At 33.1% G+C, this 15,804-nt stretch carries 13 protein-coding genes; 4 read left to right on the forward strand and 9 right to left on the reverse strand.

Going from position 1 to position 15,804, the window contains the following annotated elements:
- Positions 1 to 42 precede the first annotated feature (42 nt).
- From EII29_RS06145 to EII29_RS06160, 4 genes are all read left to right on the forward strand, one after another.
- Positions 43 to 1,326, forward strand: a complete 1,284-nt coding sequence (locus tag EII29_RS06145; RefSeq protein ID WP_125236658.1) for an extracellular solute-binding protein — start codon at positions 43 to 45, stop codon at positions 1,324 to 1,326.
- Positions 1,327 to 1,820: 494 nt separating this feature from the next.
- A complete protein-coding gene (locus EII29_RS06150; protein ID WP_125236659.1) occupies positions 1,821 to 2,204 on the forward strand; it encodes a PepSY domain-containing protein in 384 nt (127 codons plus the stop codon).
- Between the two features lie 22 nt (positions 2,205 to 2,226).
- Positions 2,227 to 3,054, forward strand: coding sequence for a M48 family metallopeptidase (locus EII29_RS06155; RefSeq protein ID WP_125236660.1), 828 nt, complete (start codon positions 2,227 to 2,229; stop codon positions 3,052 to 3,054).
- Between the two features lie 36 nt (positions 3,055 to 3,090).
- Positions 3,091 to 3,711: a hypothetical protein gene (locus EII29_RS06160; RefSeq protein ID WP_125236661.1), complete on the forward strand. Its 621-nt coding sequence runs from the start codon at positions 3,091 to 3,093 to the stop codon at positions 3,709 to 3,711.
- A 420-nt stretch (positions 3,712 to 4,131) separates the two neighbouring features.
- Here the strand turns inward: EII29_RS06160 and EII29_RS06165 are convergent, their stop codons facing one another.
- From EII29_RS06165 to EII29_RS06205, 9 genes are all read right to left on the reverse strand, one after another.
- On the reverse strand, positions 4,132 to 5,118 hold the full coding sequence (locus EII29_RS06165) for a hypothetical protein (RefSeq protein WP_125236662.1): 987 nt from the start codon (positions 5,116 to 5,118) through the stop codon (positions 4,132 to 4,134).
- A 272-nt stretch (positions 5,119 to 5,390) separates the two neighbouring features.
- Positions 5,391 to 6,698 carry a betaine reductase selenoprotein B gene (gene grdH / locus EII29_RS06170; protein ID WP_125236663.1) on the reverse strand — a complete coding sequence of 436 codons (1,308 nt, stop codon included), beginning with the start codon at positions 6,696 to 6,698 and terminating at the stop codon, positions 5,391 to 5,393.
- Positions 6,699 to 6,744: 46 nt separating this feature from the next.
- Complete coding sequence (locus tag EII29_RS06175; protein WP_125236664.1) at positions 6,745 to 8,073, reverse strand: glycine/sarcosine/betaine reductase component B subunit; 1,329 nt, start codon at positions 8,071 to 8,073, stop codon at positions 6,745 to 6,747.
- 17 nt (positions 8,074 to 8,090) lie between these two features.
- Complete coding sequence (locus EII29_RS06180; RefSeq protein WP_125236665.1) at positions 8,091 to 9,590, reverse strand: BCCT family transporter; 1,500 nt, start codon at positions 9,588 to 9,590, stop codon at positions 8,091 to 8,093.
- Positions 9,591 to 9,775: 185 nt separating this feature from the next.
- A complete protein-coding gene (locus tag EII29_RS06185; RefSeq protein WP_125236666.1) occupies positions 9,776 to 10,168 on the reverse strand; it encodes a GrdX family protein in 393 nt (130 codons plus the stop codon).
- A 189-nt stretch (positions 10,169 to 10,357) separates the two neighbouring features.
- On the reverse strand, positions 10,358 to 11,491 hold the full coding sequence (locus EII29_RS06190) for a hypothetical protein (RefSeq protein WP_125236667.1): 1,134 nt from the start codon (positions 11,489 to 11,491) through the stop codon (positions 10,358 to 10,360).
- Positions 11,492 to 11,528: 37 nt separating this feature from the next.
- Positions 11,529 to 12,848, reverse strand: coding sequence for a sarcosine reductase complex component B subunit beta (gene grdF, locus EII29_RS06195; protein WP_125236668.1), 1,320 nt, complete (start codon positions 12,846 to 12,848; stop codon positions 11,529 to 11,531).
- Between the two features lie 14 nt (positions 12,849 to 12,862).
- The gene (gene grdG, locus EII29_RS06200) at positions 12,863 to 14,152 is read right to left on the reverse strand and encodes a sarcosine reductase complex component B subunit alpha (protein ID WP_125236669.1); all 1,290 of its coding nucleotides are present in this window, start codon (positions 14,150 to 14,152) and stop codon (positions 12,863 to 12,865) included.
- Positions 14,153 to 14,245: 93 nt separating this feature from the next.
- Complete coding sequence (locus EII29_RS06205; RefSeq protein ID WP_125236670.1) at positions 14,246 to 15,670, reverse strand: sodium:alanine symporter family protein; 1,425 nt, start codon at positions 15,668 to 15,670, stop codon at positions 14,246 to 14,248.
- Positions 15,671 to 15,804 lie beyond the last annotated feature (134 nt).

Below are 15,804 nucleotides of genomic sequence, written 5' to 3' on the forward strand. Positions count from 1 at the left end.
GACTTTAAAGATACTGAAATATATTATACAAGGAGGAAAAAAATGTTAAAAAGAAAAGCAGGATTGGTTACAGTAATAATTTTACTTATGAGTTTTTTCATTTCTTGCCAATCCAAAAAAAATGAAGAAACAAAAAAAGAAAGCACAGAAAGCAAAGAAGGGAGTGAAATAACTTTGATGATACCCGATTGGGGAGCTCCTACTGATGAAATGTTGGCTGAATTTAAAGCTGAAACGGGAATTACCGTTAAAGTGTTACCCACAGCATGGGATGATACAAAAAGTAAAATTTCTATTGCCGCAGCAGGAAAAAAAGCTGCAGCAGATGTTATTGAAGTAGACTGGTCATGGGTTGGTGAATTTCAAAGTGCAGGCTGGCTCGAACCTCTTGAAGTGGATGAAACTACACAGAAAGATATACCGTCTATTTCCTATTTCAAAGTGGATAACAAGATATATGCTGTCCCTTATGCAAACGGATTAAGATTAGCATACATAAACAAAGAAATGTTCTCTAAAGCGGGAATCAATAATTTTCCGAAAACCTGGGTCGAAATGGAAGCAGCTTTTGATAAGCTGAAACAAAATAAAGTTGTGGAATATCCTATGCAGTTCCCTCTTAATGCTGAAGAAAAAACTACTACATCATTTGTCACTTTAGCATATACAAGAAACGGGAAAATATTCAATGCTGATGATACTTTGAATAAAGAAAGTGCGTTAGATGCTCTGAAATTGATAAAAATGTATTTGGATAAAGGATATATAAATCCTTCCAGTGTGTCCACACCGGGCATCGACACATTCAGAGGTATTAATAACGCTTTAGGTGCTTTTCTAATAGGGCCTACATCTTTCATCACAAGTTCAAATGATCCTAAAGTATCCAAAGTTGTCGGTCAGATTACTACTGTTCCTGTACCGGGAATCAATGATTCTGCCAAAGAAACTATTACATTTACTGAAGCAGTAGGTGTATCTTCTTATTCTCAAAATAAAGAAGCTGCAAAAAAATTTGTTGAATGGTTCTCAAGATCTGATGTTCAGCTTAAACTTAACAAAGCTATAAATAATACTCCTACAAGAACAAGTGTAATAGAACAGATGGTAAAAGAAGGTATTATCAAAACTCCGGGTTCAATAGTAGAGCAATCCAAAATAGTTGCTTCACCTTTCCCTAACGGTGTACCGAAATATTATACAAAAATGAGTACGGAAATGTTTAATATTATTAACCAGTTAGGACAGGGAAAACTTACACCTGAAGAAGCTGCAGATAAAATGGAAGAAAAAGTAAATGAACTTGTAAAACAGAATAAAAAATAATAATAAATAAAAATGGAGGATATTATTCCTCCATATTTTTTAATCGTAATATATGAAGATTTTGAAAATACGGCATATCAGTAAAAAATATTTATTCCGATATTACATTTTTCAAATACTTTATTTGAAAAAAATATTTGATATTCTTATAAATTTCAGTTTATTTTAATATTAAAATGATATAATAATTATATAAATAATTCTTCTGATAACATAAAAAACAGCATACTTATAATCGGTTTAAAAATCATATTGAAATATAGTAATCAGTTAATCTATATCTTATTAATTTATTATATTTAATTCAGTTTTATTATATAAAAACCGAAACTGCACATAATCCTTTTAAAAGTCGGAAAATATATTCATTTATATTTTTATAAATTTTGGAAAATCAGTAAAAATTATTATTTATAACTTGAAAATAACTGTCACTTTATAAAACAGATTTAAAAATCTAAAAAGTAAAGTCAAAATAAGAAGGAGTTCCTAAGATGAAAAGTAAAAAGAGCTTTTTCCTGTTACTGCTGATATTTACCATATCTTTTTTTCAACTTACAAAAGCTGATGAAATAACGACAGAAACTTTGAATATGAATATAACCAATACAAATATAAAAATTTCCATTTATAATGTAAAAAAAATATTAACTTCCCATTCAGGGTTATCTGAAAAAGATATAAAAATAACGAAACTCATATTGAAAAAGGAGAAAAGAATACTTTTTTATGAAATAAGATTTTTAACCAAAAATAAAAGATACAATTATAATATTGATGCAAACACCGGAAAAATCTTAAAATATAGTGAAGAAAATAAAATCCCTATTAAAGAAAAAATAAACATTTTTGATATTATAAAGATACCTTTTAATTAAAAAGAATGTACAGGAGAAAAAAATGAAAAAGACTTTATTAAAAATGATTTTGATAATTTTATTTATAATTCCGACTTTTTCGTCTGAAAGAAAAAATACTAATGACGACCAATGGTATGGGGAACAACTGAAAGAATTTCTTGAAACTGGAAAACATATAAACATATATACGCAGTTGGCAATAGCAAGAAATAATTACGTTGCTCTCGATACCGAAGAAATCCTTTTAAAATCCGTAGAAAAGAATAAGAATAATTACATCGCATTAATGCTGCTTGGGATATACTATGTCAATATAGAGGAAAACTATAAAAAGGCTGAAGAATATTTCAAAAAAGCAATTAAAACTGCTCCATACAATAAAAGAGTATTCCCAAGTTATAAAGCACTGGCAATAATATATAATGCTTTGGAAATGAAAAATGAAGCCGAAGCCGAATATAAAAAAATGATTCAAATATTCCCTGAACATCCTGAAGGTTACTATGGAACTGCCGTTATTAATTATAATAAAAAAAATTACAAAGAAGCCGTTATTAATTCGCAAAAAGCAATAGAACTCTATAAAAACAATATTTCTGAAAAATATTTTTATTTAACGCCTGACGAACAGGAAAAAGGTATAATAAATTCACAGAGAATAATATTTTACTCTTATTTAAAAAACAATAATTATGAACAAGGATTTGATGAGTTTTTTTTAGTATACCCTTCTTTAAAAAAAGTATTCAGCAATAAAGATGTATTTAATATTCTCAGATTTATTTCTATTGAAAATGAAAAAATAAAAAACAGTCATAAATCACTTTACAAAAAAAATATTGAAAAATTTAAAAAATTAGGAATATAATATATAAAAAGTAAATAAAAAAAGGAGTGTATCACTATGAAAAGATTTTTGATTTTATTAACAATTTTAATTACAATACAAGGGTTTTCAGTACAGTATACAATAATAAAAAGTCCTCTTGTAACTTATTCAAAAGAAACATTTAGAAAGGAAAATGCCGAGCTTGAAAAATCAGTAACTGAGTTTTCTTCAACAGAGGGTATCAAAAAAATGGCAAAACTGTATTCTTTGGAACATTTTAAAAGGACGGGAGATTTAGTATTTTTTTATAATTCTGCCGTAGCTTTGGGAAATTCCATAGCACAGAGTAATGTCGAAAGCTCTATAAAAATAGAAAAAATAGAATACATTTCAAATACAAAAGCAAAAGTTACATTAAAAAGCAAAATAAAAGATATCAGTCTGCTTTCTGAAAAAGAAATCGAAACAATAAGAAATACTGTCGAACAAAAAGTTGAAAAAAAGATAGGTTACAGTTTAGAGCAATGGAAAAATAAAATAACGTCCCAAAAAGAAGCAGAAAAAGTTTTTTCAGCATATTCCGAAATCTTAGGGGAAGTTCTGGGAAACAAGCTTAAAACTGTAAAACAAACTAAAATACAGATTAAATCCTATACATTTGAAAAAATCGATGGAAAATGGAGAATAGCTAATTAAAATTTCTTCTGAAAAATAAGTTTTCCGTGAGGGAGAGGGTGCGCTGCCGCCCTTCCTTATTACTATTTTTTTCTACACTTTTAAAAAAACTTAACAAGATATTACCATTTTTTTGTAAAAAGGTTGAACCAAAAAACTCCCAAACCCAAATTATTTCTAACTCAAAAACACTCCGTTCACTAAAAAATTACAAACTCACTTCGCTCAAACAATGATTTCTCTTTACGTTCATTCACATATTTTTTTCGTTAAAATAATTTGAATATCGGGTTTTAAATTATAATTTAAGTGTATACTTCTATTATTACAATCTAACTGTACTGTTTTTTAAAGCTATTTTCTTTATACTTCAGCTCTCCTTCAACATTCAAATCTTATTGCATAAAAAATACATAGAAAAATTTTTTTAATGAAGGAAAATTAACTCTTCTTAAATAAATCTATCGAATTTAAAGCTATAAAACCAATTCCTATTACCATTATAACCGCTCCAATCCAAACTTCCGGAGAAAGCAACCAACCTTCTTCTCCCATAATAACTCTAATTACAATCCAACAGAAAAACGGTCCCCAAAATGAAGAAGCATTACATGCCATTCCCAATGCAGCTCCGCATATGGAGTTTCCTTTATACCATAACGAAAAAGCAAAAAGAGTAAAAAATCCGTTTATAATAAAGAAAATAACTGATGAAGTATCCGTCACTGCCTGTACTGCCATTTGTAAAGTCGCTGTCATACTGCCGTTAAAGAAACTGAGAACAGGTAACAAAATAAATAAATTAAATATTCCTGAAATTGTCTGTCTGACTGTAATCCCTATTTCATAATCAATAAAAGTTGTACTGTATCCGGCAACAATTCCTTCGAGTCCCCAGCCGAAAGCAGCAATAAATGCAATAATTAATCCTAAAATCAGATTATTTCCTGCTGTTCCGTTAATACTGCTCATCCCGATCAGAAGTCCGGCAAAAACGCAGACTATCACACCAAAAATTTTTCTTTTATTCAATTCCTGTTTCAATATTATTTTTCCAAGCAATGCACCGGTAGCCGGTGTCAGTGCCGTTATGGGTATAACTAAAAAACCTGCAAGCTGAAAGGCGATTATATATGCTATTCCCGCAATGGGGCCTCCTATTGCTGCTGCAAACAAGATTTTCCCTTCTTTTGACCTGATGCATTCAAAAAAGTTACGGCTTTTCTTTTTCTTTATAATAATTATCCATGCCCAGACTGCACTTATCAAATCATTTAAAGTAGCTCCCAGCGCTCCTACAATGTAAATAACTGCAAATTCCGACAGTAAAGTATTTACTCCTTTCCATTCACTCCAGATTCCCTTGTTCATTCCTACCGAAATAAATGCCGAATAAAATCCGTAACACATTCCTGCAAGAACCGACACAATAATTCCTATACTGATACCCGTTTTTTTATTTTCTATTCCGTTTTCCTTATTCCTGATTATTTTATTTATGATGTGCTTTCTTCCAATAAATCCTTATTTATAGAAGAGTTTTCTCAAAATAAAAATTATATTTTAAAACTCCCGAATAATCATTAGCAGAATAAAAGTACTATGATTAAACGGGAGTTTTAAAATATCAGTTATAGTATATTTCAAATTAAATCTTTATTTGAAACAGTTTCAGTTTTTCCTGTTTTACTGTATAATTTCTATACCTTAAATACAGTTTGTCCGTCTACTTCTTTAGTCAAAGCATCTAATGCCACTGAAACTCTGTGTTCTCTCAGTTCATACTGCTCTTCTTTAGATGTAGCAGGATCTCCTAAAGGATAAGGAATAGATATAGTAGGTACTATTTTATTTACTCCTACTGTAAGAGCAACCGGTACTAAGTTACACATTTGAACTATAGGTATCCCAGCTTTTTCAATTTCTTTAACAATCGTTGCACCGCAACGTGTACAAGTACCTCAAGTGGAAACCATTATAACGCCGTCTACATTATCGGCTTTTAAATGTTCCAACATTTCTTTACCCATTCTCGAAGCTTCTGCCTGAGTAGTTCCGGTACCTACTGTACTGTAGAAATAGTCATGAAGCTTTCCGTAAACTCCTTTTTTCAATAAATCTTTCATTACATCTAAAGGTACAATTACATTTGGATCATTGTCGGCAGCAGCAGGGTCAAATCCTGCATGAATAGTCTTAAATTCTCCCGATTTAAGTCTATCCATTTTTGATATATCGTATCTTCCCCATCTTGTAGCAGAAGCGGATTGTATTCTGTCCGGATTATCTACAGGAACTATACCTCCTGTTGTTAAAACTGCAATTTTAGCACTTTTTAAATCTTTTATAGGTGCTGCAACAGGAACGGAATCTTTTTTAGGTATAGGAAGTTCAGTCTGAAACTCTTCACCTTTAAGTTTTTTGATAAGCATATCTACACCACGTTTAGCAGCACTTACTTTGGAGTCAAGCCATACCTGGTGTCTTATTCCTCTTGCAAAATAACCGTTTTCTTCAGCTCCTCCTGTTTCTTCATTTTTAAGAACTTTGTCTATATATTTTGTAACCGCTTCAGCATCATTTTTCATAGAAGCGGCTGAACGTCCTCCTTCAAATATAGGTATTTCCTTTTTAAACATTTCCACTCCCGGATTTTCTACGTTCATGGAAGTCACTACAGGAACATTATATTTTTCCTTAATTGCTTTACAGATGTTTCCACAAGCCACTCCATATCTTCCGGCTTGAAATGCAGGTCCTGCTATAAACACGTCAAAATCCAGATCTTTTATTAATTCCAATATCTCAGCTATTGCTTCATCTTTATTTGACCCCATATAGTTGTCACCGCAAATAATTGTATGAGTAATTTGAGCTTCTTTCATTGCTGCATTGAAAGCCATTCCCGGACCCACAACTCCTTCCTGTAACACAGGTTTGAAATCAGCCTTGTCCTCTCCTCCTATTCCTCCAAAAAATTGATTTATATAAAGAATTGCCTTTTTCATATTTTCTTTTCCTCCTATATAATGAGTTTTATATTTTTTAAATATCTTAAAATTCTTTCATAGTTTTTATAGACCAACCCGCTATAGCATCACCGCAGAACATAGCATTGTTTTCCATAATGATAGAACCGTCTTCTTTCACACTTGAGCCCAGTATTTCATCATGAGCCCATCCTCCTGATAAACCGTCTCTTGCCAGTGATTGAAGTTCTCCTATAACTTTTTTAGCTGCAGGAAGTTTTATAAGTTCAGACACATTTCCTGTAGAAACAAGTGCATTTGCTTTCTCATCAAGCACAACTAACGGTTGACTCGCACCATCTCTACCTGTACATTCATTACTTATACCCACTACTTTAACTCCTACATCTTCCAGTGCTACTATACATCTGATATAGTCTGTATCAGGATTTCCATATCCTTCTTCTGTAACTATAGCCCCGTCAGCTCCTAAAGCTTTTGCTAAATTAGCTACGAAAATTGCCGATCTTTCTTTCTGTTCCAATGAAACATTCAAGTTTGAAAGTATAACTCCTAAGAAATTTATAGATTTACCGTGCTCATTGTATAATTCTTTAATTGTAGGAAAATTCTGCATATCATATGTTGACCATTTAGATGAAGCAGGCATGAATGAACCTGATATAATAGCTCCGTCAAGTATTTCATTAGGATTTACAAATGAAGGTACGTAATGGTTCAAATCCCAACCATATATTAAATCATTATATCCCATTTCTTCCATTTGTGACTGTGGCTGCATTACAAGTACTACACTCGGTAATTTTTCCACATCTGAATTTCTGTTTCTTACAGCTTCAAAATTGTATTCTTCTATATCACTGGACGTTTCAGACAATACACATTTAGCAAGATATTCAGCAAATTTATGACTTGCCCATCTGATTGCTCTGTTTTTTTTCTGTTGCTCATGTCTTTCAAATTCTTCGTCAGTATCCGCAACTAAACATATATTTATAAGCTCTCCGTATATAGTATACTTCTGCCCTTCTCCCGACATATCGATCAAACCGTCTCCGAATGACCCCCAGTGCATACCTACACCAAGTACGGAAACTCCTTTAAGAGCATATAGATCTCCTTCACCGCATGGAGAAAGCTCTCCTGTTACTCCCGGAAACGTAGCTCTCCCGTCTTTTCTTGCACGAGGTTCTACAGCTTCTTTAACAGGTACAATACGTATATCTTCTCCCGGTTTTGCGATTTCTATATCTACATTTGTAATATGCTTATCTTCTTTTATAAAGTTTATAGCTTCTTCCTTGTTTATATATAAAACTTTATTTTCGTATTTTGTCTTATCTCCAAATACAACATCTTCTACATGAAAATTATGGATTCTTAATTTTTTCATCTGTTCCTCCTAAATTATTATTTTAATTGATTATATTGTTCATCTTCTTTTAGTGCTTTCATTATTGATATTATAGTCAGTAGCATTATAAATGCGAATGGAAATGCCGCTACAATGGATATCGTTTGCAACATTGTAAGACCATTTGCCGAACCTACCATTAATGATAATGCCAAAGCTGACTGTACTATTCCCCATACTAATTTCTTTGAGTTAGGCGGATTCAAATCACCGTTATGTGATAACATTCCCAAAACGAATGTCGCCGAATTCGCGGAAGTAATAAAGAATGTAAACAGTAAAGCTATAGCTATTACAGATATTACATTTCCTAATGTTATATTATTTATAACAATAAAGAATGCTGTCGATGCATTATTTGCAGCTTCTACAAGAATTTCCTTTCCCATTGAGAAATCTATTGCACCGAAAATAGAGAACCAGAAAAATGATACTACTGACGGTACAATAAGTACACCGCTTATAAATTCCTTAATAGTACGACCTTTTGATATTCTCGCTATGAAAGTTCCTGTAAATGGTGCCCATGCAATCCACCATGCCCAGTAAAACAAAGTCCATAATCCATACCAGTCAGTTTTACTGAATGCACCTATTTCAAATGTATTGGATAGTAAACTCTGTAAATAATTTCCTGTGCTTTCTCCAAAAATATTAAGTATATCAATAGTCGGTCCAAATATAATTGACAGTCCAAGCAGTGCTACAACTAAAATCATATTTAGGTTGGAAATTAATTTTATTCCTTTATCAATACCTGTTACAGCTGTCCATGTATATATAATAGTAATAATTACTACTATAGCTATCTGTATAGTAGAATTTTCAGGTACTTTAAACATAAAATTCAGACCACTGTTTATCTGATATGTTCCCAATCCTAAAGATGTTGCCATTCCCGCTGCCGTAGCAAATATTGCCAATATATCAATCAGCTTCCCGATATATCCGTTAGCCTTTTCTTCCCCTATAAGCGGTATAAATAAGCTACTTATCAATCCGGGCTTATTTCTTCTGAACTGCATATATGCAAGTCCCAGACCCAATATACTGTAATTAGCCCATGGATGTAAGCCCCAATGAAGGAATGACTTAGTCATAGCAAATTTTGCAGCATCTACTGACATTGAATCATAACCTACAGGATTGACATAATGATAAAGAGGCTCATATATACCGTAAAAAACCAGTCCTATTCCCATTCCTGCAGAAAACAGCATAGCAAACCACGAGATATTACTATATTCAGGCTTGGAATCATCAGGACCTAATTTCATATCCTTATACTTGCTGAAATATGCTATCCAAACAGCAAAAACTATAAAACATGTCATTGCTATTGTATAAAACCATCCGAAATTACGAACTATCCCTTTCAGAAGCATATTACCAAACGTCTCAAATCCTTTCGGAAATACAAGACCGCATAACACAACAATAGTTATAATCGAAACCGAAATTATATAAACTGAATTGTCTTTTGTTTTTTCGCTCATATCTCTTCGTATGATTTATCTATTTAAAAATTACAATATTAAAATCACACATCTCCTTTTCTTTTAGTTTGTTGTGAATTTTTACCGTATGATCAGTCGACAATATTTTAAATTATCAAACCGCATTTAGTTTTATCATTTATTACTCAGTATGAACTTTTCATTTTATATAAAATTGTTTATATCTAAATTATACGTGGAATAATATTATCTATTACCGATAAATCTATGGTTTTAAAATCTTCCGTTACTTTCCTTTCATAATTTTCAGGAGTACGGGCTATATCTTGCCATTGCCTGAAAGTCTCTATACATTTTTCTATAAGGAGTATGTCTTTTGTATTATCTTCCCCATCATTCCTAGGATACACCATTACGGATCTGTAAGGCGTCTGATTAGGTTTAAGACTTGATGCCTGAGGATGAGTCAGAAGGATATATCTGTCATAAACAAAATTTCTCACTTTAATTAAAACTTCCTCATATTTTTCTACAAAGACACATTGTAGCATATTTTTATATTTTTCATAGACTTTATCGTTATTAGTAACAAGTATCACCTTTTCTATATTCCACATTAAATATTCTCCTTCTTACTTATAATTATGTAAATACTGTCTCCTTTACATTATATTTTATATTTCAATAATCTCTTTTTAAAATATCAAAGCAACTATATTTGAAAAAATTCCCCTATCACCTGTATGACAGGGGATTTTTTCAATATTAAAAGTATAAAATTTTACTTTTTATAAAATGATCTCATACTACTTCTTTTTGTTAATGAAATCTTTAAAATTTTTCCAAAGCATAAATAATATAAGAACTGCTCCTACATAACCATTTAAAACATATATTATATTTACCAGAACTCTAAAAGGTAGAAATAATCCTACTATTAAACCTATCAAAGCAAGTAATATAGTAAGTATTTTAAATCTTGCCGTTCCTTCTTCTGAAAATCTTGATACCGGATTATAAAGTAAAGGTACAGCAGTAGTATATATTCCGGCAAAGACTACCATTGCAAATATTGCAGAAAAAGGCTTCCAAATTTTTGTAGCAAGTATAAGATTAGGTATTGCCGCATTCCATACATGTACACCGTTTTCGCCTAAGTTTATGTTTGAAATCTGTGCAAAGGAAACAAGTCCTATAGCTATACATACTGCAAGTGTCCCACCTATTATACCATAATTAAGATCTTTTTTACTGTTTTTAGAAGCAAGTGCCGAAGTGAAGCTTGCAAACCATAAAAGAACAAATCCTGAATAGGACAGTCCTGATATAAGCCAATTTGCCCCTGCATTTTTAATGCTTTCACCTGCTGCTCCTCCTTCATAAGCTGAAGTTTTTATAATTTCCAATCCCTCTGGGATACTTCCTCCATCTCTTATACATGTAATAAGACCAATTGTAATACATAATACTACTATTATAGGACCTACAATACCTATAGCATCCACAAGTGAATTTAATCCTCCTACAACCGTTATAACAGTTATAACAGTCAGTACAGTTGCTCCTACCCAAATCGGCAATCCATATGCCTGATTAAGTGTCGATGCAGCTCCACCAACCATTACCCAGAATGACATATAGCAAAATAATGTCGAATAATAATCACAAAATGTTCCTATGTAATTTCCGCAATAATATTTATATATGTCATTGGCTTTTTCAAATTTTTGTTCAGAACCTGCTTTCGCAAAGCTAAAATTGTAATATAGAAATGTTATCAGAAAAACTGCAATAACTAAGAGACTGTTCATTCCATAAGCAGTGTAATATTGTATTATCTCCTGTCCTGTTGCAAATCCCGAACCGATAGTAAACGCAATAACTGCTCCTGCAAGTATTACGACTCTTTTCCAGTTTACCAACTGTTTATCTTCTCCCATATATCGATTCCTCCTGCTATTATTTTAGTTTAAAATTCTAAAAGTCATCTTTTTCAAAAACAGTCTGTTCTGTAACCGGAGTCTGTAATACTTTGAGAGCTCTTCTAACCATACGTTTACGTATTTTTTTAGAATCTTCCTCACCTTGTGTAGGATCACCAAGAGGATAAGGTATTCCTACACCGGGAATAATTCTATTTGCACCTATTGTAAGTGAAATCGGAACTACTGTTGCCATATGAACTACAGGTATTCCATATTTTTCAATTCCTTTTACCATCGTTGCACCGCAACGTGTACAAGTACCTCAGGTACTTACAAGGATAACCGCATCTACATGTTCATCAATAAGTTTCTGCCCTATTTCAGTTCCGAATTTCGCAGCTGAACCTGTAGCAGTCCCGGTACCTGTTGTGGAATAAAAAATATTGTAAAGTTCTCCGAATTCTCCATCTTTTTCCATTTCTCTCAATACATCAAGAGGAACTACAAGATTAGGATTTTCCATAACAAACTGACGATCATATCCTCCGTGAATTGTAGTAAAATCTTTTGCCGATAATTCACTCATTCCTTCTATAGAATAAGAACCGAATTTAGTAGCATTTGAAGATTCTATGTGGTCAGGGTTTCCGGTAGGAACCACTCCTCCTGACGTTACTATAGCTATTTTAGCTTTTTTAATATCTTTAACAGGTTCTGCAGGATCTACTCTATCAAACTTAGGCATAGGAAGATCCGTTTCAAATTCCTCACCTTTCATTTTCTTAACAAGCATTTTTACTGCCCTTGCTGAAGCTCTTTCATCGGCGAAATAATTAACTCTTATTCCTCTTTCATGATAACCTTCAATTGAAGGTCCCAATATTTCTTCACCTTTTGCCATTTTCTTAACAAGAGCAGCAACATTTTCTACGGACTTTTTCATATCAGCTGCAGAATTTCCGGTTTTAACTATAATAACATCTTTACGGAACATATCTACTCCCGGATTTTCTTCGTATGCTGCAGTAACTACAGGTATTCCTAAATTTTCTTCCACAGCTTTACATATAGTTCCACAAGCGACTCCATAACGTCCCGCATTAAATGCAGGTCCTGCTACAAAGACATCAGGAGTAAATTTTTTTATCATTTCCAAAACAGTTTCAGTAGCCTTTTCCAAATTTTCACCGAAGTAGTTATCTCCACATATAATTGTAGCTACTACTTCATATTCATCGCCCAATGCAGTTTGAAGTGCCATTCCCGGACCTACCGGACCTTCTTTTACTTCAGGTTTATGATCGGCTTTTTCTTCTCCACCTATACCGGCAAAAAATTGATTTATATAATGTACTACTTTATATTTTTTCATAATTTTCATCCTCCTTAATATCCTCTTGCAGCAAGACGATTAAATCCATTTGCTATTGTAGATGCTATTATAATTTGAATTTCCGCTTCAAATGAGCCGTCTTCATTAACACATCCGGCCCAACCACCGATTTGACTTTCTATGTATTCCATAGTTCCTATTACTTTATCCATAACAGGGAACTGTAAAGTAGCATTCCCCTGACCGCATGAAGCAAGTGCAGTAGCTTCTTCACAAGTATCGGCAAGTGACTGAGATTTCCCATCTTTTCCTGGAAATTCATCTGTTACAAGAACTACTTTAACCCCTTTTCTTTCTACCTTACGACAGTTCATCATAAGATCCGTATCAGGGTTTCCGTATCCTTCTTCAGTTATAATAACTCCATCAAGACCCATCCATTCAGCAAGTTTTGCAACCATATCCGAATGACGTTCCTTATCTGCAAGAAAGACATTTTCATTAGTCAGGATAACTCCCATAAAATTTATGTCTTTTCCATGATGCTTATAACAGTCCTCAATAACGGGATTATGGAAATGGTGATATGTAGTAACTTTATCACATGGAGCAACACAGTTACCTGAAACTATCGCTCCATCCATAATTTCTGTAGGATACATAAATGTAGGAACAAATTGTTTTGCATCTACTCCATAGTAATAAGTGTCGTGCAGAAGTCCTTGAGATTGCAGCATATGAACATACCCTACTTTAGGAAGATCAGGATACATAGCAGCCTGTTCAAATACAGGTTTTGTTTCATATACTTCTAAAACATCAGGCTCAAGGTTTCTTGCCGTTTCCCCTAAAAATGCAGCTACTTTAAGTCCCGCTATACGTCCGGCTTTTTCATACACATGTGTTTCCAAACCTGCTTTAGGCTCTATAACTACACAAAGATTTACTGTTTGCGAAAAAGGACAGTAATCTGCGGCAGGACCGCTCATATCTATTACACCTTCCTGAAAACCTACTATACGCCCTACAGTAAGTACACAGCATCCGTCAAGAGTATGTGTTCTTCCTTCTCCAACTGTAGGACTTACTTTTCCGATTACTCCCGGAAATATTTCTCCTCCTCCACTTACTTTAACACGAGGTTCTATCACATCTTTTACAGGCGTTATTCTTGTTTTTTCTCCCGGTCTTGCTATATCAAGCTTACATCCTATAAGTTTATCATCCTCCAGAACCAGTTTTTCAACTTCTTCCTTATTCACATAAAGAATATGATTTTCAACATAAGTTCTATCTGAAAACTGAATGTCATTTATTTTGATTTTTCCTAATTCTAGTTTCATTTGATATTACCTCCTCGTAGTAATATAATCATAATTTTTTGTTTATTTTTTTCTGATATAAAATTATCAGTAGTTATAATAAACTGTTTAAACCTATTCATCTTTATAATCGTAATGTACATCTCCTTCTGTATATTTCTTGTTGTAGTCTTTTAATAATGCTCTGACTTCAAATGATAGCCAGACAATAGCTATTAAGTTCGGAAGAACCATAAGACTATTGAAAATATCAGCTAAAGACCATACTAATTCCACTTCCTGTAATGATCCGACTATTATACAGACTATTACTATTATTCTATATGGAAGTAAGGCCGATTTTCCGAATAAATATTTAATATTGGATTCACCAAAATAATACCATCCTATTATAGTTGTAAATGCAAAAAATGCAAGACACACTGCCAATAAGATTGCTCCGGGTTCACCAAAGGATATTTTAAAAGCTCCCTGAGTAAGTTGAGCTCCCTTTAGGTATTTTCCATCAGCTCCCTGAACATTATACGCTCCTGTTACAAGGATAGATAAAGCTGTAGCAGAACATACAACTACAGTATCTATAAACACTCCTACTATAGCTGATAGTCCCTGTTCTGCCGGGTGTTTAACATGTGCTACTGCATGGGCATGAGGTGTAGAACCCATTCCTGCTTCATTTGAAAACAACCCTCTTGCAATACCCTTTTGAACTGCTGATTTTACTGCTACTCCTAAAATTCCTCCTGCCGCTGCAGTAGGAGTAAAAGCACTTTGTAATATCCATATAAATGTAGGAATTACTTTATCATGAAACATAAACAAAACTGCAATACTTGCAAATATATACACTGTTGCCATAACCGGAACTACCAATTCGGCAAACTTTGCAATTCTCTGCATTCCTCCCAAAAAGATTAATGCAGCAAGAACTGCCACTATAAGTCCTATTATTCCCGGATTTATACTTTCCAGTCCGCTTATTCCTTTAATTCCCGATGCTATGGAGTTTGCCTGAACCGCATTTCCCATAAAGCCTAATGCCAAAATTATAGATATTGCAAAAAATCCTGCCAAAAATTTACCGAATATTCCCGTTTTTTTCAAACCGTGAGATATGTAATATGCCGGACCTCCCACTAATTCTCCATTAATTTTAGTTCTATATTTCTGAGCTAAAGCAGCTTCAGTAAAAATGGTTCCCATTCCGAGAAAAGCTGAAACCCACATCCAGAAAATCGCTCCGGGTCCTCCTGCTGTTATGGCTGTTGCAACTCCGGCAACATTCCCTGTTCCCACTTGTGCCGCAATTGCAGTGGCAAGTGCCTGAAACGATGACATGGATCCTTCTTTGGAATTTTTCTGTTTTTTAAACAGACCTCCAAATACTATTCCTAAAGCTCTCGGAAATTTTGTTACTTGAGGAAATCCTAAAATAATACTTAAAAAAGCTCCCGCTCCCAATAATCCCCACATCAGGATATTACTGGCAATAAAATCATTTATTGTATTTATCAGATTTACTAACTGTTCGTAACCCATATTCTTCACTCCCTACATAAACTCTATTAAATTCATGTATGGAAAAACGACAGTTCAAAATTATTTTGCAGTAAAATTTATATTTATTATAATTTTCATTTGTGTGTAATCAAAGTATCCATAATTAATATTTC

The organism is Leptotrichia sp. OH3620_COT-345 (assembly GCF_003932895.1).
Taxonomy (GTDB): Bacteria; Fusobacteriota; Fusobacteriia; order Fusobacteriales; family Leptotrichiaceae; genus Pseudoleptotrichia.